Source organism: Nostoc sp. ChiVER01 (assembly GCF_034531155.1).
Classification (GTDB): Bacteria; Cyanobacteriota; Cyanobacteriia; order Cyanobacteriales; family Nostocaceae; genus Nostoc.
The window spans coordinates 287419-311486 of record NZ_JAVRBS010000002.1; the positions used below are offsets into that span (position 1 = coordinate 287419).

Below are 24068 nucleotides of genomic sequence, written 5' to 3' on the forward strand. Positions count from 1 at the left end.
TTACAATCACTGTTAACTGCTTACATAACTCAATTAACTACTACGCAGATTAGCCACTAACTGACGGGCAAATGCAGAAATCGCTTCATATTTATCACTATGAACTTGCATCATTTTGCTACGTGCAGATTGTTCAGCAGGGTTATTCGCAACTGCTGCCAATTGTTCGTAACCTGGATAATAACGACAGAATGTATAAATCCCGTTATCATCTAATAGCCATTGGCTATAAACGCTTTCTTTGCGGGGAAAGAAGCTTTCTGAGGCATTACGAGCAATAATGTTGCGGGGATATTTTAAGATATCTGCAAAACTATCGACTGCAACCGGCTGAATGCGTCCAATCAATCGTGTTGTCAAGTTTTGCAAAATCTTAGATGCAGCTTTAGACTTGGCAATTGTATCAGGATCTTGTCCTGATAAGATGACTCTGATACCGGCTTTAGCGCCGTTTGCACAAACTCTGCCAACTAAGTCAGATATTTGCTCGAATTCAAATAGAATTGGTGCTTCGTCAATGAAGAATATAGAAGCTGGACTACCTAATGCGCGTCGTAATGCTGCTGAATAAGCACTCAGAGATAGTACGGCTGCATCTTCACTATCTGATAGGTTTCTCAGAGCAAAAACTAATAGTTGTGCATCAGTAGGAAAGCTCGATGGTGCAGAAATGGCTTGTCCTACGCGACTAGAAAGCCAAAACCGCAAGCGCAGCTGAATTTGACTAAGGGCGTCTTCTACTCTGCCAGTTAAAGTATTTAGCTGCAAGTGTTCTGATGAACAGAAATAGAGAAAATCTTTTAAAGTAGGGGTTTTCAGCCAAGCCTGAGTGCCAAATCCTCCCGCCATCGCCTGTATATATCGCTGTTTTATACCCTCATCAGCAAAGAAGGCTTCTAATGCTAAGTTGAGGAGCGATCGCACGGTTTGCGATAAAATTTGACTTTCAGTGGATGATCCTAAAACCATTGTCATCAAAGCTGATTCTAGGAAGGCGGTATAATCGTTAAAGCGATCGCGCTGTTGTTCTGGATCTAGCGATCGTAAGTCTGGCTGTTCAAATAAGTTATTCGATTGTTTGGAGATATCAAAGTACGCTCCATTCACCCCCATAAACTCTGTGTAATCAGTGAAAGTCGATGTCCCATCAGGTTTAGGGAAATCTAACGCCACAACCGGAATACCGTATGCCAAAGCCTGAGTTAAAATCCCTGATACCAGCACCGATTTACCAGCACGAGTTGTCGCAAACAAAGCTAAATTTTTGTGTTGATTAAACAAATCTAAATGTATCGGTGTTCCGCCTTCTTCAGCAATCAACTCAAAGCCTTGTTTATCACCCTGTTTAGTTAAAACTAAAGGCATTAACCCGGGAACTTCACTGGTTAAATATAGCTGGCGACGATTGAAAGGTGTTGCTAATAAACCTTCCCAAACTATTGGGAGAGTTTGCAGCCAAATTTTCCAGGCGTATTCAGTTTCCCTAATTAATTTTGCTGGACGTTGAAAACAGTTTTCAATATATCTTGTTGCCTCATCTAATTTATCGACAGTTGGACGATGTACTAAAATAACGATACTCGTATAAATCGGTACTGCACCTTCAAATAATTGTTCTTGTGCTGCTACCGATTTCTTCAACTTTAATTGCGCGTTGACATCAATAGTTTTACTTTTTTCTTGAGCCATGATTGTCGTCATGTTTGACTGCTTCAAAACTCGTTGCAATGTAGTTTTCACCATTGCTGGATTTGCCGCAGTCAACTCACAAAAAATCTCTGTATCTACTACTGTTTCTCTAGCTAACAGTTCCCATAAATATCGCAGTTGAGTAGATTTATTTGCCCAACCTCCGGGTTTTTCCAGAAATGACAGTGCGCCAATATAACGATTGTTAACATTAACCCAACGGCGATCGGCACAAGGTACGCTAGACTCCATCAGCAAGGTTGTGCCGTGGATATTGTCTAGAAGCAATTTAGTACTAGCTAAATCTGAATTAACTTGCTCGTGAAGCCCTTCTTCATCTAAAGTCATCAATTGGGGAATCGGTATTGGCTGCGTATCATTAAACCTTTTCCAGATGCCCTCCCAGAGTTCATCAGCTTTCAAAGGTTTGACATCCAATCCCATTTGGTTAGATAAAATTTGTTCCCAGCGTAGAAAACCCTGCTTATAAGCGTTTGTTATCAGCGTTTCTATGCGCTGGTTTTCTACATCTGAGAGATCCCCTTTAAATTTTAACCACCATGATTCAGCTCTAACTAAAAGCTTCTCTATCCAATCATCTGCATTTCTGGAGTTGGATTCAATGGTGTAAGTGACATAAATTCGCAAAAATTTCGGCTTACGAACACCAGAAATAGTCAATTCTTTGATTCTGGCTCTTTCTGCCATCAACAAATATTTGATATCTCGTGATGGCGCATTTCTGATTAGCGATACTAATTCTTTTTGACGCTCTTTATCGGAACTAAAAGATCCTAAATGCAGTGTCATTCTTTCACCGCTAGGAATATCTTTTAATCCGGCTTCAATGTTATTAAAGAGTGTATCGATTTGTTCGGCTCTTAAGGTGGTATGAATTCCCTTACAGTCAAAACCAAAAACAAAGCAAAACCGATCTCTTTGAGTGCCTTTTGTCAAAAGGTAAGCGCCAATATCACGTCCATTCATTGCGACACGTAGCATTGTCGCCAAGTGCAAGGCATCTTCAAATGGTGTTAATCTACCTTCATTTCCGGCGACGCCGACGCTTTGTTTTCCGATTTTTTGCTTCATGGTTAACTTCCAATAAGCTTTGATAACGAGCAAAGCCTCTTGTCCAAGCGGGAACGCCTATAAATTTACTTAAAAAACTCCAACTCCTACCACCAGTTAAAATCCACCAAGTTCCAATTCCCCAACCTGTCATTAGTACTGTCCACAACCACTTTTGAAACTCTTCTTGGAAAAGACCGCCAAAAATTCCATTGATAATAAAGTAGGAGGCTAAAGCAATTACCGTCCAAGGAAGAATTTGATCGGCAGGGATTGGCCCTAATGAGGGTTGGCTTCCTAAAACCTGATTGACTGGACGAAAATCTTGTTCCCGCTCTTGAGACATTTGAAATATGAAATATCTAAATTATTTACTACCCTTGTGGGCCAATTACAAAGCGTGTGAGTACATCAGCAATGGTAACAGCAACAACGACTAATAGGGGAGTTCTGGCAATACTTTGCCAATCTTCATCCTTACGTACTGCGTTAATCACACCAACTAGAGAAATTGCAATATAGAGTAAGTAAATCGCCCGCAACACACTAAATATCAAAGTTATTGGGACGTTAGCATCACTATTTCCTGTTGAACCACCTAATCTAGTTTTGAAGAACTTTTCAGCTTCTCCAAAAAACTGTGCTTGTGCAGGGGCTGCAAACCAGTCTAACCAATACAAACTCAGAATTACGGCTGCTGCTAAAATTTGTAATATTATTAGCGATCGCCTTGGTAAATTCACCTGTTGCCCAATTTGTTGGGTGATGACTGCAATTAAACTACCAACTAGTAAACAAAAAAGCAAAATAGGACTATTTAGGCTGATAACGCTTACAAGTACAGCACAAGCAATCAAGAAGGGTACAGATTCCCCCAGAATAATCAAACTAGATTTTAGTCCCAGTCTTAACTTCTGAGATCCTTTGAGTGCGCTACCAGTTAAAGCTTTGAAAAAGTTTCTCTTGTGAGAACTTTGTCTAGACATTGCTAATTTTCCTATGGTGTACTTGAGTGTTTATTGTCTAAAAATTTACAATATTTCAGCTAATTTAACATGAATTAACATTTATTTTTAATAAAATTATAAATTTCTCATTAGAATGTTACGTTGGATACAAATTATTATTCATTTAAGTTAATTAAATATTAATTTTGCTTTAAAAGGGAAGTATGCATGGTTTGAGAAACTAGGTTTCGAGCTTTAAACCAGAATTGCTACAGTCCACCTAAGCTCCTTCTATGCCAGCGTTGCCTCAACCAGAGGTTGGTAAAGTCGGTAGAAACACATAACAATACTTGGGAGCATAGTTATAAGTTCTATAGTAAACATTTTATTACTTCAAACTACTGTTTTGTTTTGTATGGATCAGACCTTACAAAATATACTACATTAATGGCTACAAGTTTGGGGGAGTTCACAGCGTTGTAGCTAAAGTCTTCCATCTGCAAAGCCCTTTGGGAATAATTCTGGAGATTTATTATCTTAACATTACCATTCGGATGTAGTTAATTTCAGTCTACCGTCACTAGCAGTAAATAGATCACGCTTTATTTTTTTCCTAAATTTTCTCGCAAGCCTAATTGATTTATGAAAAAGCACTTAAAAATATAAGTTCTGTTTGCGACTAAGTAGCATAGAGTCATGTGGATAGAATTAATAAGGTGAATTCTAGTAATAAAATTACCATAGCCGTTGGTTTAGACTTACCTCGGTTTACTTCGACTACGCGGTTCTTGAGCCTAGTCGAAGGGCAGTACAAGTTGCTAGCTACGCAAATAGACTTAACCCCTAATCCCTAACTCGTCGCGGGAAGTGAGGTCAAAATTGTATGTCACGCTTGTCGATAACCACTATATAAAGCGAAAGCTTCTGATTTTTCTCTGGCGAAAATTAATAAAAGCGCTACAAAAACCACTTTTAAAACATCTCTGAATTCCAGGAATATCTTTAAGTTTCTTAATCATTTCATAATGGAATCATGACTTGGAGTTTACCTTAACACTATACTGTTGATTTTGTTGGCACAATTTAAAAGCTATTAGCTAATAAGAATCCTAAAAGATTCGTACAACAATTACTTTCTTTACTTAGCACCTTAGTAGTAGCTTATAGCAAGCTGCTGTGCATCTACATTAAAGAAAGTGATTTTCAGAACTCAGATAGAATTGCCATCCTAAATAAGTAAGTGGGTAAAATTAAACATGGCTTTTTCACAAGGGAATTAAGAGACTGAATAATGTGAATTTTATCATGATTCATATTACATAGTAGTCACTCCTTTAATGCAAGAGCAATGAATGTTTATTTATACAAACTTACTTGAGAGTGTAGAGCTTTTGACTAGCAAAGAATATGTAATAAAGTCAATTAGCAATAGCTAAATGAACTTTATATATTTAAGTATTTGCTTTTTAATTGTTCTACATGTGTTAATTGTTTGTGCAAGCTTTTTATTTATAAATAACCTTTTTAATGACAATTGTTTCTACTTCAAGAAGGTTATTTATAATTGCCAGTTTGACACTTGATTTGGATTTGTTGGTGTGTTGAACCCTAAAATTAACTTGAAGGAAATGTAACATGGTTTTCTATAGCGATCGCAAATTGACCCAGTTGGCAAGTTCAGTTTCTCTATTTGCCATCACAATTGGTTTAGTAGTAAGTCAATCTGCTACTCATAAATCTCTAGCTCAGACCTCTAAAAATATAGGTAATGGTGCAGGTGCAAGTACTGTAAATACTTTATTTACAGGTCTTAAAGGCTTCACATTCACATATTCTCCAGTTGGTAGTGGCGCAGGGTTAACAGCTTTTTTCACTCAAAAACCACCAGCTGGTACTCCTAGCCCAATCACTTTTGCAGCTAGTGACGACCCCGTAGCAGGAACAGAAACAGTTACTGGCGGTCGTGGTTACGTCCAAGTGCCTGTGGTAGGTGTTGGAATCACATTAGCTTATAACGCTAGTGGTCTGACTGTACCAGCAGGACTCAAGCTTTCACAAGCTAGTTACTGTGGTATTTTGAACGGTAGCATCACAAATTGGAACGATAAGAGCATTAGTGCAGATAACGGTGGCCAAATAGCAGTCAATGTACCTATCAAAGTTGTACGTCGTGCTGACTCAAGTGGTTCCACTTTCATTTTAAGCAGTCATCTCAATACTGTATGTAAGACTCCAAATGTTCCAGCAGCTAATGTATGGAAAAATGGAGCCGGTACAACTGTTAATTGGCCAAACACTTTCCTTAGCGCTACTGGTGGCGGAAAGCTAGCTGATACAGTCGCAAGTACTAAAGGTGCAATTGGTTATGTGGATAATGCTACCCGTGTAAGTAAAACTCTACCTGCTGCAATCTTACGTAACAAAGCAGGTAAGTATGTTCCTGTCTCACCAGCTGCAATTACAGCGGCTATTAAAGATGGTACTGTTGTAACATACGGTACTGGTAAGAAGCTGACTAGAATTGATAATTTGACCAATCCCAGCAGTGCAAGTGCTTATCCCATTTCCGGAGTAACTTATTTGTTGTATTACTCAAATGAAACTGGATTTCAAGACTTTATTAAGGCTGCAAATGGTTTAGCTGCATCTCTCGGATATGGTCCTCTTCCGTAGGTTTATAAATTAACCTAGCAGTTCGCCAAGGGAACTTAGCGGGGTAAAGGTTAAGGGATAAGGGGGAAAGGTTTTAAATCCCTTACCCTTTTCCCTTTTTCCTTTCCCCAGCTCTCACCCAGCATTTTTGGGTTGTCAGAGTACTAGCGGACTACCAGAGAATAGCTGTTAATTCTGTTGAGAGACTTCAACAGCTACCAAGGGCGTTGCTGAATTTAAGTATGAAATTTCAAAGTTAAACGCTTGGAACCTTTGTTTTTGCTCCTGTGGGCGAAACAAAATTCACACACTTAATTAGCAACGCTCTATTTTAGAGTTTGCTAAAAGATGTTGCCAAGGATAGCCGGAAAAATTTTGGCTCTGGTACTGAAGGCCAATTAACGTCTCTACTTGATGAGATGATGCGATCGCAATGACTATTTATCCTTTAGCTATGAGTCTGCTTAGTAAAAATTAAAATTACTTAAATATATTTCCTAATTTAAAAAATCGCAATTTAATATAACCCTACCGTTCTTGGATACCGAATATGTATCGGTCAGAGAAGTTAAAAAAAGTTCAACGGTCAACTATGTTATGATTATATATGTTGAGAAATATTTTCGGTCATGTGACTGAGTATAGGGACGCCTCTCCGAATCTAAATCTCTACACCATTTGATTCTAGAGGTGTTTTATGTCAGTTTATATTGCTGTATTGGAATACATTGGGTGAAAGTAGTACATCTAACTGTCAAAAAATGACTTAAGAAGAAAAGACAGTAAACTGGAATCCTACTTACTTAAGCTAGATTTATATCTCCGACTTATTGAAGAAGTCGGGAATGTGGGTAGCAACTTTTGCCTAAGTAAGTGGATTGCACAGTAAAATGTGTCACAAATCCAGACAACATACGGATAGTACTTGAACTTATGCCAACGGATATAATTACCCGTCCTGAATCCCTCACAGAAGATTGTTTCTTTACTTACGCCCTTGGGACTGATTTGCACGATACAAATTCTACTGCCCAATATTTACGCAGAATTAGGAAAGAAGATAAACCCTATATCGATATAGCTGTTTCTCCCAGACCTGGCTATCGATTTGAAGTCTGCCTTATCCCTGTTGAAGGGTTCGCTCAAGAAACAATATTGACAAAAGATGGGTTCGCCAAAGCTTTAGCGATTATTTGTGCTGTATCTAACAAAGCCAGGAAGCGGTTCCCGTCAGGAAATGGACAAGAAATTGTCCGGTGTCAATTTAGCAACTTAGCTGATGCAGTCGTTGTAGCGAACAGATTGTCTGCATTACCATCTAATATGTATGAAACTCTCGGCAAGGTATCAAATGCCTTGTGAGATCGCGTCCGTTTGAAGATTTATTATTAGGACTGATGCGAAGGCATTTTAATGGTAAGTAATTAGACGGACAAGAGAATAAAAAACTCAATGGTTCATATTTCGTCTTTTGAAAAAAGACTTGTAATACAAGGCTTTTAACCCTATTAAACGATTTTCCTGTTTTTACACACTGACCCATAATTCAAAGTAAGTTTTTTTATGCCTACAAGTCCTTTGCGTGAAGAACCTCGTAATCAGCGAGCGCCTGTAATTCGTACAAGTAATGAATTTATTCTTTTAGAATGGTTAAAATCAACTGGTCGTCTGATTGAACGGGAACATCAAGAGTCTGAGTATTTAAATGAAGTAGAAGAAATTTCAGAAATGATCGATCTTGACGATATCCCTTACGATCATGACGATGATGATGGTGATATGGACATAGAAGCGTAATTCGTAATTCGTAATTCGTAGTTACCCTAAACATTTCATTGATTTGGAATGTGTAGTTTATTTACGCCGAAAGGTAATAAATCCCGACTTTTTAAAGAAGTCGGGATTTTTAGTATTAAACTGTGAGTGTATTCAATTTTTGGACTTGAGTAATAGATAAAATAATTGTCCATTGCTGACTGTGAGACCAGCGCGATCGCCTGCTAATTTCCCAGTACCTAAAAAGTAATCTACCCTACCTGCACCTTTAATTGCACCTCCGGTATCTTGGTCAAGAACATAGCGGCTAACGATGCGCTCCTCCATTTTTCCGGTAGGATTGGCAAAGGGAATGGAAGCACGAATCAACGCTAAAGCACCAGGAGGCATGAGGGATTTATCTGTAGCGATCGAACGCTCTGCTGTGAGTGGTACGTTGATAGAACCTTGAGCTGGTTCACCGTGATTTTCTTGAAAAAAAACAAAACTGCGATCGCGCGGAATATAAATATTTAATTCTTGGGGATGCTTTTGGAAATAGTCGAGAATAATTGGCAGAGTTATACCTTCTAGAGGTAATTTGCGATCATTCACTAATTCTCGCCCAATGCTTTTGTAATTATAAGCAGTATGACCAGCATAACCTATTGTTGTTTGAGTACCATCAGGAAGTTGAAGTCTCGCTGAACCTTCAATTTGAGCTAAATATGGTTCGAGGCGTGAGCGAAACCAAAACAACTCTAATCCTCGTAATTTTCCTTTTGCGCTTTGTAAACCATCTGCTCCTTCTAATTCTTCGCGGGTAGGATGAGGCTTAGACCAAGAGTTTAAATCAGGAGGTAATCGATAAACAGGATAACGATATTCTGCTGTGGGGACACGACTGGCTGCGTAAAGCGGTTCATAATAGGCGGTGAACAAAACGGAACCTTTGGTGTCTTTACCGACTGACTGGTAAAGAACAAATTCTCGCTCTATGGCTTGATGTAATTCTGTTGCAGAATTAGTTGTTAGTAGGAGTTCGCGGAATCTTTTCAAGCTTTTGATAACGCGATCGCGCCTAATCTGTGCCACCGGATAGTTTTGATAAGCAGCCGCAGCATTAGCTGTTTGCAGGTATTGAAGACTGCGAGCGATCGCACTCAACAGCGCCTTTTTGTCTGGTATTTCTCCATAAAGAACTTCATCCAAACAAGAGGTATCACCTTGACAACAAGTTATTGGTAGCCTCTGAATTAATGGTGATTTTTGATTTTCAGCAGTCAAGGAAACTGGTATATCCCATTTTTTAATCTGACATTCTGGTGAAATGAGTTCCTGATACGTTAAAGATTGCATCCGTACCAGGAACATTGACAAAATTACAGGGAAGCTGATGGTGATAACTTTGTTAAACTTTCCTAACCCAGTAAGTATTTTTTTCATCAAAATTCAAATCTCTGAGATTATCCCACTTACCTCAAATTCAAAAATAATCTAATTATTTAACAACACCAAAATCTTCCCCCACTCCCCATTCGCTATTCCCTACTCCCCACTTCTTATTCATTCATATTCCGGTAAGTTGCAACTGCTGAAGGTGATATCCGATTCAAATATCGGAATATCCAATATTTGAAAATGGTATCTAAAATCACTGGAAATGTAGCAATAAATAAGAAGATAAAATCTCGATTTGCTGGTAATCCCCAATGACGCGATACACCTTCTAGAAGTACTTCCCAGCCGTGAGGAGAGTGGAAACCTACAAATATATCGGTAAACAAAATGATGATAAATGCTTTGGCACTATCACTAAGCCCATAGACAATTCTATCAAAGAAATCTTTAATCACAGCAATAGAAGATTTGCTGACGAGTAAAAGCCAGATAAAAGCACCTACCGAAAAAATATCTGCAAAAACATTTTTGATAGCATTAGAGCTTTCATGACGAAATTCTTCAGCAAGCTCAACTGCTCTCTTTTTCATTTCAACTTCTATCTGTTCAGGCAATAGTGGCGGCGCATTTTTAATGAAATTTTCAAAATGGAGTTTTTCTTCAAATCTTTGTAATTCTTCAAGGGCTTCCTCTTCCATTTCAGAATTTAGGAATACTTGCATTTGCTCAGTATCTCTAAACTGCTCCATAAGTGGCCCTACTACAAAAGCTTTTGCTATTTGATGCGTCAAAAGTGGTACGATAATTAATAATAAAATAAACCTAATAGAGATTATTGTTCTTCTTTGAGCTTGACGAAAACTTTGGATTACTTCTTGTTCTGAATTAGGATCTAATTCAACTTGCAAACGAGTGATAGTACTTAAAATAGAGCGGGGTAAAACGCCTGTTGTATCAACTTTACCCTTTGGTCTTGCTTTTGTCTCCCAGTCTTGAGTTGGTATTTTGGGTGGTAACGTTGGATTATTGACGAGCAGCGATTTTTCGTCAGGTATCACAGGGTTAACTGCTATATTTGGAGGTTGAACTACTAAAGCTTTGGAACTTGTTTGATCGGAAAGTATTTTGTATTTAGATATAACTTGATCGATAAAGTTTAGCTTTTCCAAAACCAAAGAAGGACTGAGAAACTCTATACCTGCTTTCGCGGCAGCTTTTTGATTCTCTTCATTTAAAAACCAACGGCTTGCTTTCAACTCTGTAAGCCGCATCCTCACAGTTTTTAATAGCTTTTTTAGGTCTGACTCAAAATAATCCATCACGCTGTTACTGTACATGGCTGAGTCAATGTCTATTTTATTACCATTAAAATGCTTGTCTTCTATTTCTTTAATCTTTAATGCTGCATCGTAAGCTTGATTTAAAGAACGTTCAGGAGTTTGTAAGTACCATCGGTAAGTATCAAGTAAGAAAGAATAGATTTTTTGGCTAAAAGCAGAGTTTTTCATTGGAGACAATCATCCAGCATTATTTAGTAACTATTAACCTTAAGTTAACGCACGAGGTATACTAGCAAATCTACAAGGAGAAAGTTTGTGGTTTCTCATTCGGTTTGGATTGTTGGCACTAGCCGCAGTGGTAAGACGGCTCGCTTGGTAGAGCAATTTTGTAGTTGGGTACAACCTGAGAAACAGTATGTTGAATCATTTTATACTAAAAAACCAGGACGTAAAAAAGGCGTTTATACACCCGAATTTTTATATCTTAAACAAACAGAGCCAGGAGTTTTAGTCTTAGCTGCCAATGATGATAATCGGCGAGAATTGGGAGATAAAATTGTTACATCTACATTAGGAAAATATCCGGTGCGTGCCAAAACGCCGCTAGGTTTTTTTCAGGATGAAGTTATTTTATTTTGGCCATTGCTAATTAACTCTTTGAGCCTGAAGGCACAGTTTCCGGTAAGATTGCGCCCAGAAACGGAGCAAGAGTTAGCAACCAAACTCTGGCGTCCCCAATTAGACGAAGAAATTTTACGTGTTGCGGGAGTGAATGAATCTCGCCTAGTGCGTCGCATTCTAGACTTATTGCAATTAGCAGCTTACAGTGGTGTACCTTGCGTAGATATTGCCCAGATTTTGACAAGGGGTCTGGGGGAAAATCCTACAACTTTGGAGCCGGAATTTCTCGCCTCTTTGCTTCTAGATTGGTATAACTGGTGTTTAGAGAGGGGGTTACTAACTTATGGCATTATTACCGAACTGTATAGTCAGCATTTATTAAGCGATCGCAATTACCAGCAGCACCTAACTAAACGCTATCAGGCAGTACTGGCAGATGATGTAGATGATTATCCAAGCGTAGCGCGTCTTTTATTTGAGTTGCTATTAGATCAAGGTGCAGTCGGGGCCTTTAGCTATAATCCCGATGGTGCAGTGCGATTAGGATTGGGAGCAGATCCCAACTACCTAGAAGGGTTAGCAGAACGTTGTCGGGTAGAAATCTTGACCGGGCCGCCTCCAGAGTCCCTGGGTGAGCAAGCTAAACAGATGGTGGAATTACTTACAGAACCGATGGTACTGTTGAGTTTACCAAAAACGGTGCATTCAATTCAAACCACCTCCCGCGCCCAACTATTGCGGCAAACAGCAGAAGTAATTGCTGATGCCATTCAATCACAGCAAGTGCAACCAGAAGAAGTAGCGATTATTGCACCAGGTTTAGATGCGATCGCTCGCTATACTCTAGTAGAAATCCTGGTCAAACAAAATATCCAAGTAGAATCGCTCAATGATCAACGTCCCCTAATTAGTTCACCCGTCATTCGCGCATTACTCACCATGCTGGCACTAGTTTATCCCGGCTTAGGACGCCTAGTAGATCGGGATGCCGTTGCAGAAATGCTAGTTGTGTTGAGTAGAAAACAACCATCAGAAAACTCCCCACTCCCCACTCCCCATTCCCCATTGAACACTGATATTGATCCGGTTCGCGCTGGTTTGATTGCAGATTACTGCTTTGTACCCCATCCCGATCGCCCCAACTTGCTACCAGTGTCAGCCTTCGAGCGCTGGGATAGAATTGGTTATGCAGCGACTACAGCCTATAGTGAGATATTACAGTGGTTAGAACAACAGCGATCGCAACAAGAATTGCGGTTAATTCCTAGTCCTATTTCTCTCTTAGACAGAGCAATTCAACGTTTTTTGTGGAATGGTAGTAATCTCCCCTATGAACAACTAGCAGCACTGCGGGAATTACTAGAAACCGCCCAACACTACTGGGAAATTGACACCAGATTACGACAAATTGGCCCAGTTGAGACAACGCCTCACACAACTATTATTGAATTCATTCAACTACTGCGACGTGGTACAATCACCGCCAACCCTTACCCTGTGCGTCCCATTGGTGGAGCGAGAAAAGCTGTCACCTTAGCAACTATATTTCAATATCGGTCTAGTAGGCGATCGCACCGTTGGCATTTTTGGCTGGATGCTGGTTCACCTCTATGGGCCAAAGGTGGTGCAGCAACTTTGTTCGGTGCGCCGTTTTTCCTGCGAGACAGGTTAGGCGAACCTTGGACAGCAGAAGATGAGAAATTAGCAGAAGAACAAAGGCTGCAAAGGATTTTGACAGATTTATTGTCTCGTGTATCCAAGAGAGTTTATTTGTGTCACAGCGATTTAGCCGTGAATGGACAAGAACAATTAGGGCCGCTGTTACCCTTAGTGAATGCTTGTGTAACCGTTATTTCTGAGGCTACTGTTAATTAAAGGCTCAGATCCCCGACTTCTTAAAGAAGTCGGGGATCTTGTAATATATTTGTTTGTATTTAGTAGTAATCGTCCCCTTTTTAACATAGAAGTTTGGGGTTGATCTTTGCAAATTTCGAGACTGTGGTTGAATTTGAGAAGGAGAGCGAAGAAAAACTTTATCACGTCTTAAGAGCAAAGGAATACTGAAAAGTGCCAAAATAATTACTACTCCGGTCATTATCCAAATCATTAATCTATTTGGTTTATAATCTGCTTGTTCAATTTGCCAGAAAACTTGATTGTATCGCCACGCGGCTAAGACAACAGTTATAATTCCAAAAGTTACCAAAGCCAAACCCAAATTTTCCGAGTTGGATAATGGATTTACCGGAAGTTCTTGTTGAGTAATAGCAATATTCAACTGGCGCAAAAATATACCAAATCGCGCGATCGCAAAACCAAAGCTAATCAATGCAATAGAAGTGCGAAGCCAAGCCAGAAATGTGCGTTCGTTCGCTTGATGCTCCCTTTGACGATCAATTTTTGGTATTTTATCCATGAGTATCTTCTGACGCTAATTTATCCTTGAAAAGTATTTATTACATTGATAAATAGCACAGACTAGCGCCAGAACAAAAATCAAGACGTATATGTAAAAGTCAAAACAATCAGATTCAAACAAACTCAAACTCTGTTTTCTACCACCGTTTTCCCTGTTTTTCTTTGTACAAATACTCTTTTAGCTTACTTTTATGGAACTGCTGATATTCATTTAAATTATATTGATGGATGGAAATTCCAGGACTTGATAGCTTTCCTTCAAGAACTTGTGCTATTTGATTATTCACATCTGGATAGTAATGACTACCATCATAAGTATTATATGTAACTGTGGTCATCTCTGAAGGATATGAGAAATCGTATGTTATATCATAACTGTTGCTAGCTTCATAAATTGCTTGTAATTCGCAGTCTAGCAAACCACGAGCATAGCTTTCATTGAAAAGCTTCCAAACTGATATTGGTGGCACATATCCAATAATTTTAGCATTTGGGAATGTATGTCGTATTTGTTTGTAATAGGCAATGCGAGAAAAGTCGCATTTCTCTTGAGTTTTTTTATCTACAAACTCAGGTTTGTATTTAGGAGCATTATCAAAAACTTTACCTTGAAAATCTTGATCATAAAATCTAATCTCTGTATTTAACCTAAAAATTGTTTTCAAGGACAACAGCAAAGTATCTAGAGAGAATAAATAAGACTGATAGACTGGTTTTGGTTTTGCTACCTCAACGTTATTTTTAAGTTTCGTCTTTTTATCAAAAGTGAAATTGTAAGAGTCTATCCCTACATATATTTTTTGAGGATTAATCCCTTTCTCTTTAACATATTCAGCATATTTAGCAAATTCCTCAGCTGTTCCAGCACTGAAAGAATAGTTGAAACAAACATTATTCTTCAGTGCCTTACTATTTAACAGAGTTACACGAGAGCTACCAAAAATCAGGCAATCATACTTTTGCTTATCACTATGCAACAATAGATTAGTTTTGGTCAACCTTTCATTATAGGGAATATTTACTGAATTTAACTTGTTCCCTTGAGTGTACCAGAGTGGATCAACAGCTACATTTACTACTCCAATAAACGAGATAAGTGTACTTACCATCGTCAAGTAGGTTTTCAAATAAGCAAACATCAGGTTGATTCTCCCTAAAACTGAAAATATAAAAACTCACTAACTTTAGTAAGGTGTAACAATGCGATTACAGTTAAAACTGAAATGACTAATGCATAGGTTTGATTCGGTTGCCACTGTAATTTAGACCAAAAAAGGCTATTAGATGAAAGTTTTTTTATTTTTTCATAATTTAATACTGGTTCATACTTGCCCATCCATTCTTGAACATTAGGTGTCAACCAAACGATCGCAAGTAAAATAGAAATATCAATGATTGCTTTTTTTAATCCTGATTCAATAATTTGAGTACTCAATAATAAGCCATTTAATCCAATCATGCCTTTGACAATTATGAATGCCGTAGCCATGTTTTCTGCTCTAAAGAAAACCCATCCGAAGACAACCGCGAGAAATGTTATAAACCAACCAAGTTTTAAACTCAGCCAGTTATTTATTTTCAAATCATACTTTTTTTGGAAAACATTCCATTCATGATTAATAGTTAAATAAGCTCCATGCAATCCACCCCAAAAGACAAATTGCCAACCTTCACCGTGCCAAATTCCTCCCAGCAGCATGGTTATCATTAAATTCAAGCTACGTCTAATCTCACCTTTGCGATTACCACCTAAAGGAATGTATAAATAATCTCGAAGAAAGTTAGAAAGAGTGATGTGCCACCTACGCCAGAAGTCGCTAATACTGGTAGCTTTATAAGGTGAGAAAAAGTTAACTGGTAACTTAATCCCGAACATCCTAGCTATCCCAATTGCCATATCAGAATAACCAGAAAAATCAAAGTACAGTTGCAACGTGTAGGCTAACGCACCAATCCAAGATTCTAAAAATGTGGGAAAGATACCAGCAGCAGCACTATTAAATACTGGGCTTGCATAAGCAGCAATATTATCTGCAAAGACAACTTTCTTAAATAATCCCAAACTGAAAATCGTAATACCTACTGTTATGTTCTCTAAGTTAAACTGATACACAGTTTTGTTAGCAAACTGTGGCATGATCTCTGAATGGTGAACAATTGGGCCAGAAATTAGTTTAGGAAAAAAGGTGATAAATAGGCAGTAATCTACAAATTTAGTGTCTTTGGCTTCCCCACGGAAAGAATCAACCAAGTAGGTAATTTGCTGGAAAGTAAAGAAGGATATCCCTAATGGCAAGATAATATTTTGTAAATTAAAGTTTAAATCTAATATATCGGCTGCACTTGAAACAAAAAAGTTAGCGTACTTGAAGCAACAAAGGATAATTAAATTAGCTGTTATTCCTAAAACAAGCAGTGTTTTTTTTCTGACTGTTGAGTTTAATTGGTTAAGTGTATAGCCTATAAAAAAATTTAAGCCAATTGAAACTAGAAGTAATAGTAAGTATCTTGGGTTCCACCAACCATAAAAAAATAAAGAAGCAGTCACTAACCAGGTGATTACTAAACGGTAATAACCATATTTACCACAAAAGAAAAATATGAAAAGAGTAATTGGCAAAAAGAGAAATATAAACTCTAAGCTGTTAAATAACATACATATTTTTTTGTGACCGAAGAAAATTATATGATTACATGTATTATCGGCACACAATCTATTTATCTAGATATATTAAAATTAATAAAACTTAATAGAAAAGCTACCGAACTGTTGGCCGATGAGAATGGCTGTACTAAGAATCCTGAGACAACCCCAAGCGATCGCTAGAATCTTTACAATAGTAAATAAGGTAAAGATATATATCATCAAAATCAATGGCACTATTCGGATTTGGCAAAAAGGCAGTTATGCCCACACCTGAGGAAGCTTTGCCAGGAAGGGCACAATCTATTTCAGTACCTGCGGCTCATTATGTCAACAAGAATCCCTTACAACCTCCTTATCCCGATGGATTAGAAAAGGCAATTTTTGGCTTGGGCTGTTTTTGGGGTGCAGAACGCAAATTCTGGCAACTTAAAGGAGTCTATACCACCGCAGTGGGTTACGCTGCTGGGTTCACACCCAACCCCACTTATGAAGAGGTATGTAGTGGGCGAACCGGTCACAATGAAGTGGTGTTAGTTGTGTTTGATCCCAAAGTAATTAGTTATTCTGAACTACTCAAAGTCTTTTGGGAAAGCCACAATCCCACCCAAGGGATGCGCCAAGGTAATGATACTGGCACTCAATACCGTTCAGGAATTTATGTATATTCCGAAAGTCAAAAGCAGCTAGCAGAAGCATCGCGGGAAGCTTATCAGCAAGCTCTCAACGATGCAGGTTATGGCAAGATTACTACAGAAATCTTGGATGCGCCGGAATTCTACTACGCCGAAGCTTACCATCAGCAATACTTGGCTAAAAATCCCAACGGGTATTGTGGTTTAGGAGGGACAAATGTTTCTTGTCCCGTGGGTGTAGTTGAATCGCAAGTTAGTAGTTAGAAGGAGCTAGGGGGAGTGGGGAGTAGGGAGTAGTGAGTAGGGGGGAGTGAGGACATAAGGCGGCTTTGGGCATAAGTCAATAATCAGTTCTTCTTCCCCCATTTCCCATTTCCCATTCCCCATTCCCCATTCCCCACTCCCCACTAAAATGCAGCTTGGAGTAAAGCGATCGCTCGAACCCATAACATAATACTTATCGGCCCTCCAATTACAATACCAGCGATCGCCCAGCCTCTTTGATGCGCTTTGAATTGTTCAATACTGTTCCACCGTCTACTTTTCCAAGCCCATTCATTACCTTTTGCACCGAATGCGATCGCCAGAAACAAAGAAAATTTTGGTATAAAACAGAATACTCCACACCACACTTGATTCGGCCACATCCACAACCAAGGCATGAGAAATGCGCCCCAATTCCAACCGAGAATTTCCTCTGGGACTGTTTCATTGTGATTATTTATCCCACATCCAGAATTGTTGATTATTTCTTTAAGCGGCAAAAGCTGATTCTTGTTTGCAGATTTGATAGCCAAACGAGATTTGAGAACATTCAGCGCTTCCCGGGCATTAGTAAATCGTTGTTCTGGAGCAGGTTCTATCAACTTTTGTAGCCAACTGACAAAACTGGGACTCAACTTAACTCGGTCTGTAAATTGCAACCGCAAATCCTGCTGGGGTAAATCACAGGGAGAAGTTCCTGTTAACAAATGAATCAGAGTCGCACCCAGTGCATAGAGGTCTGAAGCCGCAACGGCTCGACCACCAAATTGTTCCATTGGGGCATAACCATAAGTACCGACAACGGTAAAAGTAACGCCCTCTCTTGCTGCTTTATCCTGAACTGAACCAAAATCAACTAAATAAATCCGATTATCTTCGCCCCAGATTAAATTACTCGGTTTAATATCTCTATGCAACACCCCTGGATTTAACTCATGTAGATAGATGAGAATATTTAAAACCTCAACAGCAATTTTTCTAGCTCGCTTTTCACTAAACCTTTCGCCAATAGCAAGTTTTTCCTTGAGCGACTCACCAGGAATATATTCTTGTATTAAGGCAAACCAAAGTGTGCGATCGTCGATACAAAAATAATCTATATATCGAGGGATGCGGGGATGATTTAGCTGTTTAAGTATTTGTGCTTCCCTCTCAAAAAGTTTCAAATCATCCCACTGGACAGTACCGCCAAAGGCTAAAAGCTTAACTACAACAGTCGAATTTTCGCCATCAGAGGCTTGTAAATCCAATGCTTGCCAAGTTTGACGAATTCCATTGTTGCCGAGTTGGCGTTGAATTTGATAACGGTCTTGTAATATCTGTTCTGGTTGCAGCATCTGACACCTGCTGGCAATTTACTCTGATTCCCTTACTATTCAAGGATAGTCATTATCTAGAAAACCCGCTTGGCAGAGGGTAAAAAATATATTTTCTTCCTCCTGCCCTTCGGGTTCGGCAGTCCCCCAGACGCTCGAGGACTCGCTAACGCTGCGCTATCGACGGAAACCGCCAAGACGGGGGCTGCCTCACCTCCTGCCCTCTGCCTTTCTTCAGTAAAATATAGACATAAAAAAATCCCCGGTTTTAGGATGCCGAGGAATAGTTAGCAAGGTTAATTAGGGTTTAGAGCATTCCCAGTATCTCTAGTGCTGTATCCAAATGCCATTTAACCCGATAGAGTCCAAATAACTTCTCTTGACTGTACCGTGCTGGGTACTCTAGCTTCCTTCCTTCCATCGTCACCTTAAGCAAGGCTGACTGCTCCGGTGTAGGTGTTCCCATAGCTTCTAGTGTCACTTCTAGGGCTTCTACTTGAGAGAATATAGGAGACTTTAATCCTTTATTCTCTGATACTTGCTTGCAGGCTACAACAGGGAAGGTCAGGAGCGCGTTAATGTAGGATGCTTTATCAGCAGGGTTTCCTATTGCTTGGATGCCATACTGTATCAGACATAAATCGCGTAACGCTCTCAAGCTTTTAACTTCTAATTCTGTGCGTGTAAACATAAAATAGAGTTACCTCTTGTAAAAGTGGAAATCGGTGGTGAACTAGTTTGCAAGACACAATCGCCACCGATCTAAAACTCTATTCGCTTGCTATCATGCAGTTCAAGTCTTATTCATATTTCTCAACAATGCCTAATCCTAAAGGTAATCCAGAAAATTTAAAAAACTTCACCACAGACAGAGAAAAACCACTAACCGAGCAAGTCAATCTGAGAGTTACGAAAGAAATGAAGGAAGAGATACAGAAACAAGATAACCCTCCTGAATTTTGTAGAGAAGCAATTCAAGAGAAATTAGATAGGAATAAAGAGAAATAGTGAGAGCCAGATAATTTTTAGAGCAGTTGAAAATTTAGACTTTGGGATTCCCTAAAAACCTGGTGCGAATTATTATTCGCATATGTTATGAATAACATTAAAGATTGAAGGTGTCCAAAGAAGCACAACCAAAACAGATTATCATCTATGCCAATCAAGACGGCTATGAGCCGTTTACAGAGTGAATAAATAATTTACGGGATCAACAAGGAAAACGAGGCATACTGTAACGCCTACGCCGCCTTGAACAAGGCAATTACGGCGATGTTGCGCCAATAGGAGATGGTTTAAGCGAGTTGCGAATGTTTTTTGGTTCTGGTTATCGCGTCTATTTTGGTGAAGATGCTGAAAATATTGTTGTCGTACTGTGTGGAGGCGACAAAAGCACACAGAATCAGGACATCGAAGATGCAAAAGCTTACTGGAAGGAGTACTTAAGCCGTGAGAAAATTTAGAACACTTGATGAATTTGAAGAAGAGTACTTGCGTAAGCACCCGGAAGAAATCGACGATTATTTGACCGAGATATTTCAGGAATATGCAGAAGACAACGATTCCGGCGCGTTGTTAGCATCCTTGCGCGTCGTTGCCCGTGTACGGGGAATTAGTGAGATAGCCGAGCAAACCGGCATGACACGCCGGGGATTACAAAAAGCCTTCAACCATTATTTGCAGATTGTAGATAATTTTTGCGATAGTAAGCTTGATATTCCGCAGACAGCAGAGGTTCCCACCAATCACGATGATTGAGATACCACTCAACTGTTAAACGTAAACCTTCAGCAATTGTTACTGAAGGTGTCCAACCAAGCTGAGTTTTAATCTTGTTCGCATTAATTGCATATCTCCGATCATGCCCAGGTCTATCCTTGACAAAAGTAATCAACTGCTTTGCTGGACGTACTGGTAAATCAGTTGCTAATTCATCCATCATCTGACACAAAAGTTGCACCAGGTTGAGATTTTCCACTTCATTGCTACCACCAATATTGTATGTTTCTCCTGGTTGACCATGATTGATTACCACATCCAAAGCACGACAATGATCGCCTACATAAAGCCAATCACGCACATTTTTACCATCACCATAAACAGGTAATGGTTTCCCTATCAAAGTGTTGATGCACATCAGGGGAATTAGCTTTTCAGGAAACTGATAAGGGCCGTAATTATTAGAGCAATTTGTGATAATTGTCGGGAGGTTGTAAGTATGGTAATAAGCACGCACTAAGTGATCGCTACCGGCTTTTGAGGCTGAATAGGGACTATTGGGAGCGTAAGGTGTCGTTTCACAAAAAGCTGGATCATCTGGGCCTAAACTACCGTAAACTTCATCAGTAGAAACGTGTAGAAAACGATAATTAGATGGCTGTGCTTTTGCTTCCCAATGTTTCCGAAAAGCTTCTAGCAGTGTGAAAGTTCCTACCACATTAGTTTGTACAAAAGCAGCCGGCCCAAGAATCGAACGATCAACATGAGATTCAGCAGCAAAATGGGCGATGGTATCTATATTTTTGGTTGATAATAGCTCGTCTATGATGGTGCGATCGCAAATATCCCCCTCTACAAACCGAAAATTCTCTCTTCCCTCAACCAGCGACAAATTCAGACGATTTCCCGCGTAGGTAAGCGCATCTAACACCACCACCCGGTCATCTGGATAAACCTGACACCAGTGATGTACAAAATTCGCCCCAATAAACCCCGCACCCCCAGTAACTAATAACCGCCGACTCATTCCATTTCCTCTCTTCTCTCTGTGATTTGTGCGCCTCTGCGGTTCTTTCTATTACTTAAAATATTTTTTCCTCACCTTCCCATATATTTTCTGAGCAAGTAATTTTGCCACACGTATTCTCGTTAAACTCTTAATATTAGATGGCTGCTGTATCTTATGGTCAAAAAACTCATTTAACTCATTCAGAATAACTTGGAAACGCTTAATAATATTTTCAGTCCGATATTCAGCCAAAAACTCTTCACTCAAACTAAACGCTACTGAAGAATCAATCACCTTCAGAATACGTTGGACATCATATTCTTGAGAATATCCAGCAATTTTATAGCAATTAAATCCAGGGTCTAAGTAATCAGCCAGTCCACCGTTGACACTAGAAAATACTTGACAACCACAAGCAAGAGCTTCCATTGGTTGTAGACCAAATCCTTCGCTTAGACGCTGTTGCGCCCAATACTCAGCCGAATCATATAGGTAAACCTTAGCTCGGTTGAATAATCCAGGTAAATCCTCTATGTATGAATCAAGAACTAATACTTTACAACGTTTTTGTAACGCTGGAATCAATTCTTTAATTAAATACTCAGAAGATTTCCGAGTTTGAACTAAAACATCAATATCCCGTTCCAGCCCTAAATTTTGAAACTCATCAGAAATTTGATTGGGCAAATAATAAATTAGAGAATTGGGTGATTTTTCTCCCCAATATCCCATTGTATAGCGGCTAACAGTAATGATCGGAATACTTGCGGGTAGTTTAAATGGATAACCTGCACTATGTGCATGGTAAACAACATTGTATTGCTTAAGTTTAGCCACGAGTTGAGCTATATCAAATCCCCAACTGATGACAAAAATTACATCATTTAAATTTTTCTCTTTTAGCAAATCATCAATAAAAAGCTTACCTTTTTCTCGTTGGCGGTAAGTTACGATATCAGCACTACAGAATTGCTGAACCAAATTAAGGGCTTTTAACTCAGCCCAAAGACCACCACAGGCAAATTTACCATCTGTACCAGGAAGTAAAAAGTAAAGTTTTCTCATAATTTTTTTAGGGGAGTACCGCAAGGCGGAAGTCAAAAGTCAAAAGTCAAAAGGTTTTAATTTTAGTCTTTATGGCTGTAATAAAACAGTAGGTTTATTTCCGCCGACCTGTTACTAAATGGAGAAAACTATGGAGAAAAATTGTTTTGTCTCCCTCATCCCCCTCATCTCTATTCTTGCCAGCCCACTTTAACAAAATGTGCATGACGCCCCCAAACGTCGCGTGTACGGATAATATTGTCAATTGTTAAGTTAAAAGGAATGGCTGTTGTTAGGTAACGCTGTGCCATAGAACCTAAATCAGGTGCAAGTTCGGCGGCTGTCGTTGCTGCTAACCCCAAACCGATAAGTTGCTCAATTGGTCGAAACGGTAGTAACAGATGCACACCTACAGCTAGTCCAGCAGTTAAGAGCATTGCTACAGATAAATTTGTCCCGCAACGGGGATGTACAGCCAAATCCCATTCTCCACTGGTGAGGCGATGTCGAGCAAGTATGACCGCACGCCGCAAATCACTAATATTCACCTCACCATAGAGATAGAATCCCTGCTCAGTAGACAAACCGCTTAGTAGTTCGTTATCTAGTTGAACGTTACTAGGTTCACCTTGGGCAGGATAGGCACTTTTTGATTCGCTAAGAACCCAAACAGTAGCATGTTCTAAGGCGTGAACCTGCCGTATCATCAGAATTTCTTTCAAACCCGGAATAAACGATAGCTGTCTGAGTAAGTCGGCATCTTGTGTGGGTTGCGGAAACTCTGAAAATCGGTCTTCAAGACGCGGAATTTTCTCAGATACAGGTGTCGTAAAATCAAAGTTCAAAAATTTAAAGGGAGACAAGCTACCCTCAAAAGAAGCGGAAGTATTCATTGGAACACTGCTCCCAAAGCCGATGGGGCAACATAGATTTCTTTCAAATGTAACGTTTGCACCACTGAATTGTTGCTAATTTTTGTGGATGATTTTTGAGTTTGGGCATTGGGCATGGGTTATTCCCCTTGTCCCCTTGTCCCATTGTCCCCTTGTCTCCCTCATCCCCCTACTCCCTCATCTCCCCATTCCTACATCTGTTCCGCTTAATAAGAAATTCTGAATCTTTTATAGTTTCCGAGTCCGAAGGTCAGCTGGCTCCACTAACATAAACTCCGGCTGAGTGAAGGACTCGGAACTTTTGGTAGAGTGTTCACACTGAAAACTTAGGCGTGAAGAAGGAAATAATCAGTAAACTTCAAGATTGGCTTGCAATTATACCAGACTAGAGCAATTACCTTGCTACTAAATAAATCGTTTATTCGATCTGCTTAGGCAGAGTACAGCAATTGACATCATTCAAGCAGACTTTGCCCCACTGTAAAGCCCAGCGAACAAGAGCTACTCGATTTTCTGTCTCGGTCTTGGTAAGAATATTACTGATATGGTTATCAACTGTACGCTTGCTAATCTCCAGTTTTCCTGCAATCTCTTGGTTAGTTAAGCCAGCGGCTACTAAGTCGATAATTTGCAGTTCTCTGTCTGACAGACTAACGGGGGTCTCAGACTTGCCACCAGCCATGACTATTTCTATCCTCCCTTGGTATATG

At 39.4% G+C, this 24068-nt stretch carries 21 protein-coding genes and 2 pseudogenes; 9 read left to right on the plus strand and 14 right to left on the minus strand.

Translation table 11 applies throughout. The features are described 5' to 3' along the window. Positions 1–33: 33 nt before the first annotated feature. Genes RMY00_RS03685 through RMY00_RS03695 form a run of 3 tightly spaced genes read right to left on the minus strand, consistent with a single transcriptional unit; the run spans position 34 to position 3746 of the window. The gene (locus RMY00_RS03685) at positions 34–2781 is read right to left on the minus strand and encodes a hypothetical protein (protein ID WP_322646251.1); all 2748 of its coding nucleotides are present in this window, start codon (positions 2779–2781) and stop codon (positions 34–36) included. Continuing rightward, positions 2735–3106, minus strand: coding sequence for a hypothetical protein (locus RMY00_RS03690; protein WP_322646252.1), 372 nt, complete (start codon positions 3104–3106; stop codon positions 2735–2737). The genes RMY00_RS03685 and RMY00_RS03690 overlap by 47 nt, the downstream gene beginning before the upstream one ends. 28 nt (positions 3107–3134) lie before the next feature. Beyond that, a complete protein-coding gene (locus tag RMY00_RS03695) occupies positions 3135–3746 on the minus strand; it encodes a hypothetical protein (RefSeq protein WP_322646253.1) in 612 nt (203 codons plus the stop codon). A gap of 1596 nt (positions 3747–5342) precedes the next feature. Between RMY00_RS03695 and RMY00_RS03700 the strand changes: the two genes are divergently transcribed. The 3 genes from RMY00_RS03700 (at position 5343) to RMY00_RS03710 (ending at position 8156) form a co-directional block, all read left to right on the plus strand. Beyond that, positions 5343–6380: a substrate-binding domain-containing protein gene (locus RMY00_RS03700; RefSeq protein ID WP_322646254.1), complete on the plus strand. Its 1038-nt coding sequence runs from the start codon at positions 5343–5345 to the stop codon at positions 6378–6380. A 912-nt stretch (positions 6381–7292) separates the two neighbouring features. Beyond that, positions 7293–7721, plus strand: coding sequence for a hypothetical protein (locus tag RMY00_RS03705; RefSeq protein ID WP_322646255.1), 429 nt, complete (start codon positions 7293–7295; stop codon positions 7719–7721). Positions 7722–7922: 201 nt separating this feature from the next. Beyond that, the gene (locus tag RMY00_RS03710; protein WP_109011723.1) at positions 7923–8156 is read left to right on the plus strand and encodes a DUF3134 domain-containing protein; all 234 of its coding nucleotides are present in this window, start codon (positions 7923–7925) and stop codon (positions 8154–8156) included. Between the two features lie 132 nt (positions 8157–8288). On the opposite strand, the gene RMY00_RS03715 is transcribed toward RMY00_RS03710, so the two are convergent. Next, a complete protein-coding gene (locus RMY00_RS03715) occupies positions 8289–9560 on the minus strand; it encodes a murein transglycosylase A (RefSeq protein WP_322646256.1) in 1272 nt (423 codons plus the stop codon). A 116-nt stretch (positions 9561–9676) separates the two neighbouring features. Then, positions 9677–11032 (minus strand): proton extrusion protein PcxA, encoded by a 1356-nt coding sequence (locus RMY00_RS03720; protein ID WP_322646257.1) that lies wholly within the window; start codon positions 11030–11032, stop codon positions 9677–9679. A gap of 78 nt (positions 11033–11110) precedes the next feature. Between RMY00_RS03720 and RMY00_RS03725 the strand changes: the two genes are divergently transcribed. Continuing rightward, entirely contained in the window at positions 11111–13291 is a 2181-nt protein-coding gene (locus tag RMY00_RS03725) for a recombinase family protein (RefSeq protein WP_322646258.1), read from the plus strand. 106 nt (positions 13292–13397) lie between these two features. On the opposite strand, the pseudogene RMY00_RS03730 reads toward RMY00_RS03725, so the two are convergent. From RMY00_RS03730 to RMY00_RS03740, 3 genes and pseudogenes are all read right to left on the minus strand, one after another. Further along, positions 13398–13832 (minus strand): annotated as a pseudogene (locus RMY00_RS03730) (YidH family protein); the annotation flags it as partial. Positions 13833–13971: 139 nt separating this feature from the next. Further along, positions 13972–14973: a hypothetical protein gene (locus RMY00_RS03735; RefSeq protein ID WP_322646259.1), complete on the minus strand. Its 1002-nt coding sequence runs from the start codon at positions 14971–14973 to the stop codon at positions 13972–13974. A 14-nt stretch (positions 14974–14987) separates the two neighbouring features. Then, positions 14988–16490: an MBOAT family protein gene (locus RMY00_RS03740; RefSeq protein ID WP_322646260.1), complete on the minus strand. Its 1503-nt coding sequence runs from the start codon at positions 16488–16490 to the stop codon at positions 14988–14990. A 30-nt stretch (positions 16491–16520) separates the two neighbouring features. Here RMY00_RS03740 and RMY00_RS03745 point away from each other — a divergent pair, with 30 nt between their 5' ends. Both RMY00_RS03745 and msrA read left to right on the plus strand, forming a co-directional pair. After that, complete coding sequence (locus RMY00_RS03745) at positions 16521–16661, plus strand: hypothetical protein (RefSeq protein WP_322646261.1); 141 nt, start codon at positions 16521–16523, stop codon at positions 16659–16661. A gap of 47 nt (positions 16662–16708) precedes the next feature. After that, positions 16709–17377 (plus strand): peptide-methionine (S)-S-oxide reductase MsrA, encoded by a 669-nt coding sequence (msrA, locus tag RMY00_RS03750; protein WP_322646262.1) that lies wholly within the window; start codon positions 16709–16711, stop codon positions 17375–17377. Between the two features lie 143 nt (positions 17378–17520). On the opposite strand, the gene RMY00_RS03755 is transcribed toward msrA, so the two are convergent. Then, complete coding sequence (locus RMY00_RS03755) at positions 17521–18714, minus strand: serine/threonine-protein kinase (RefSeq protein ID WP_322646263.1); 1194 nt, start codon at positions 18712–18714, stop codon at positions 17521–17523. 286 nt (positions 18715–19000) lie between these two features. Then, a complete protein-coding gene (locus RMY00_RS03760; protein WP_229458643.1) occupies positions 19001–19384 on the minus strand; it encodes a hypothetical protein in 384 nt (127 codons plus the stop codon). A 128-nt stretch (positions 19385–19512) separates the two neighbouring features. On the opposite strand from RMY00_RS03760, the gene RMY00_RS03765 reads away from it, so the two are divergent. From RMY00_RS03765 to RMY00_RS36055, 3 genes and pseudogenes are all read left to right on the plus strand, one after another. Next, the gene (locus RMY00_RS03765) at positions 19513–19701 is read left to right on the plus strand and encodes a hypothetical protein (protein WP_229458644.1); all 189 of its coding nucleotides are present in this window, start codon (positions 19513–19515) and stop codon (positions 19699–19701) included. Positions 19702–19943: 242 nt separating this feature from the next. After that, positions 19944–20156 (plus strand): annotated as a pseudogene (locus RMY00_RS03770) (type II toxin-antitoxin system RelE/ParE family toxin); the annotation flags it as partial. Then, positions 20143–20451: a DNA-binding protein gene (locus RMY00_RS36055; RefSeq protein WP_416212030.1), complete on the plus strand. Its 309-nt coding sequence runs from the start codon at positions 20143–20145 to the stop codon at positions 20449–20451. The pseudogene RMY00_RS03770 and the gene RMY00_RS36055, both read left to right, overlap by 14 nt. On the opposite strand, the gene rfbB is transcribed toward RMY00_RS36055, so the two are convergent. From rfbB to RMY00_RS03790, 4 genes are all read right to left on the minus strand, one after another. Next, positions 20360–21439 carry a dTDP-glucose 4,6-dehydratase gene (gene rfbB, locus RMY00_RS03775; protein WP_322646264.1) on the minus strand — a complete coding sequence of 360 codons (1080 nt, stop codon included), beginning with the start codon at positions 21437–21439 and terminating at the stop codon, positions 20360–20362. The two genes, RMY00_RS36055 and rfbB, sit on opposite strands and share 92 nt — an antisense overlap. A gap of 51 nt (positions 21440–21490) precedes the next feature. After that, entirely contained in the window at positions 21491–22486 is a 996-nt protein-coding gene (locus tag RMY00_RS03780; protein WP_322646265.1) for a glycosyltransferase, read from the minus strand. 170 nt (positions 22487–22656) lie between these two features. After that, positions 22657–23358, minus strand: coding sequence for a DUF6391 domain-containing protein (locus RMY00_RS03785; protein WP_322646266.1), 702 nt, complete (start codon positions 23356–23358; stop codon positions 22657–22659). Positions 23359–23776: 418 nt separating this feature from the next. Then, on the minus strand, positions 23777–24040 hold the full coding sequence (locus RMY00_RS03790; RefSeq protein ID WP_109011711.1) for a helix-turn-helix domain-containing protein: 264 nt from the start codon (positions 24038–24040) through the stop codon (positions 23777–23779). Positions 24041–24068 lie beyond the last annotated feature (28 nt).

Coding starts and splice junctions, on each gene's coding strand:
- RMY00_RS03685 (WP_322646251.1), bottom strand. CDS start 2,781: ATGAAGCAAAAAATCGGAAAACAAAGCGTCGGCGTCGCCGGAAATGAA.
- RMY00_RS03690 (WP_322646252.1), bottom strand. CDS start 3,106: ATGTCTCAAGAGCGGGAACAAGATTTTCGTCCAGTCAATCAGGTTTTA.
- RMY00_RS03695 (WP_322646253.1), bottom strand. CDS start 3,746: ATGTCTAGACAAAGTTCTCACAAGAGAAACTTTTTCAAAGCTTTAACT.
- RMY00_RS03700 (WP_322646254.1), top strand. CDS start 5,343: ATGGTTTTCTATAGCGATCGCAAATTGACCCAGTTGGCAAGTTCAGTT.
- RMY00_RS03705 (WP_322646255.1), top strand. CDS start 7,293: ATGCCAACGGATATAATTACCCGTCCTGAATCCCTCACAGAAGATTGT.
- RMY00_RS03710 (WP_109011723.1), top strand. CDS start 7,923: ATGCCTACAAGTCCTTTGCGTGAAGAACCTCGTAATCAGCGAGCGCCT.
- RMY00_RS03715 (WP_322646256.1), bottom strand. CDS start 9,560: ATGAAAAAAATACTTACTGGGTTAGGAAAGTTTAACAAAGTTATCACC.
- RMY00_RS03735 (WP_322646259.1), bottom strand. CDS start 14,973: ATGTTTGCTTATTTGAAAACCTACTTGACGATGGTAAGTACACTTATC.
- RMY00_RS03740 (WP_322646260.1), bottom strand. CDS start 16,490: ATGTTATTTAACAGCTTAGAGTTTATATTTCTCTTTTTGCCAATTACT.
- RMY00_RS03745 (WP_322646261.1), top strand. CDS start 16,521: ATGATTACATGTATTATCGGCACACAATCTATTTATCTAGATATATTA.
- msrA (WP_322646262.1), top strand. CDS start 16,709: ATGGCACTATTCGGATTTGGCAAAAAGGCAGTTATGCCCACACCTGAG.
- RMY00_RS03755 (WP_322646263.1), bottom strand. CDS start 18,714: ATGCTGCAACCAGAACAGATATTACAAGACCGTTATCAAATTCAACGC.
- RMY00_RS03760 (WP_229458643.1), bottom strand. CDS start 19,384: ATGTTTACACGCACAGAATTAGAAGTTAAAAGCTTGAGAGCGTTACGC.
- RMY00_RS03765 (WP_229458644.1), top strand. CDS start 19,513: ATGCCTAATCCTAAAGGTAATCCAGAAAATTTAAAAAACTTCACCACA.
- rfbB (WP_322646264.1), bottom strand. CDS start 21,439: ATGAGTCGGCGGTTATTAGTTACTGGGGGTGCGGGGTTTATTGGGGCG.
- RMY00_RS03780 (WP_322646265.1), bottom strand. CDS start 22,486: ATGAGAAAACTTTACTTTTTACTTCCTGGTACAGATGGTAAATTTGCC.
- RMY00_RS03785 (WP_322646266.1), bottom strand. CDS start 23,358: ATGAATACTTCCGCTTCTTTTGAGGGTAGCTTGTCTCCCTTTAAATTT.
- RMY00_RS03790 (WP_109011711.1), bottom strand. CDS start 24,040: ATGGCTGGTGGCAAGTCTGAGACCCCCGTTAGTCTGTCAGACAGAGAA.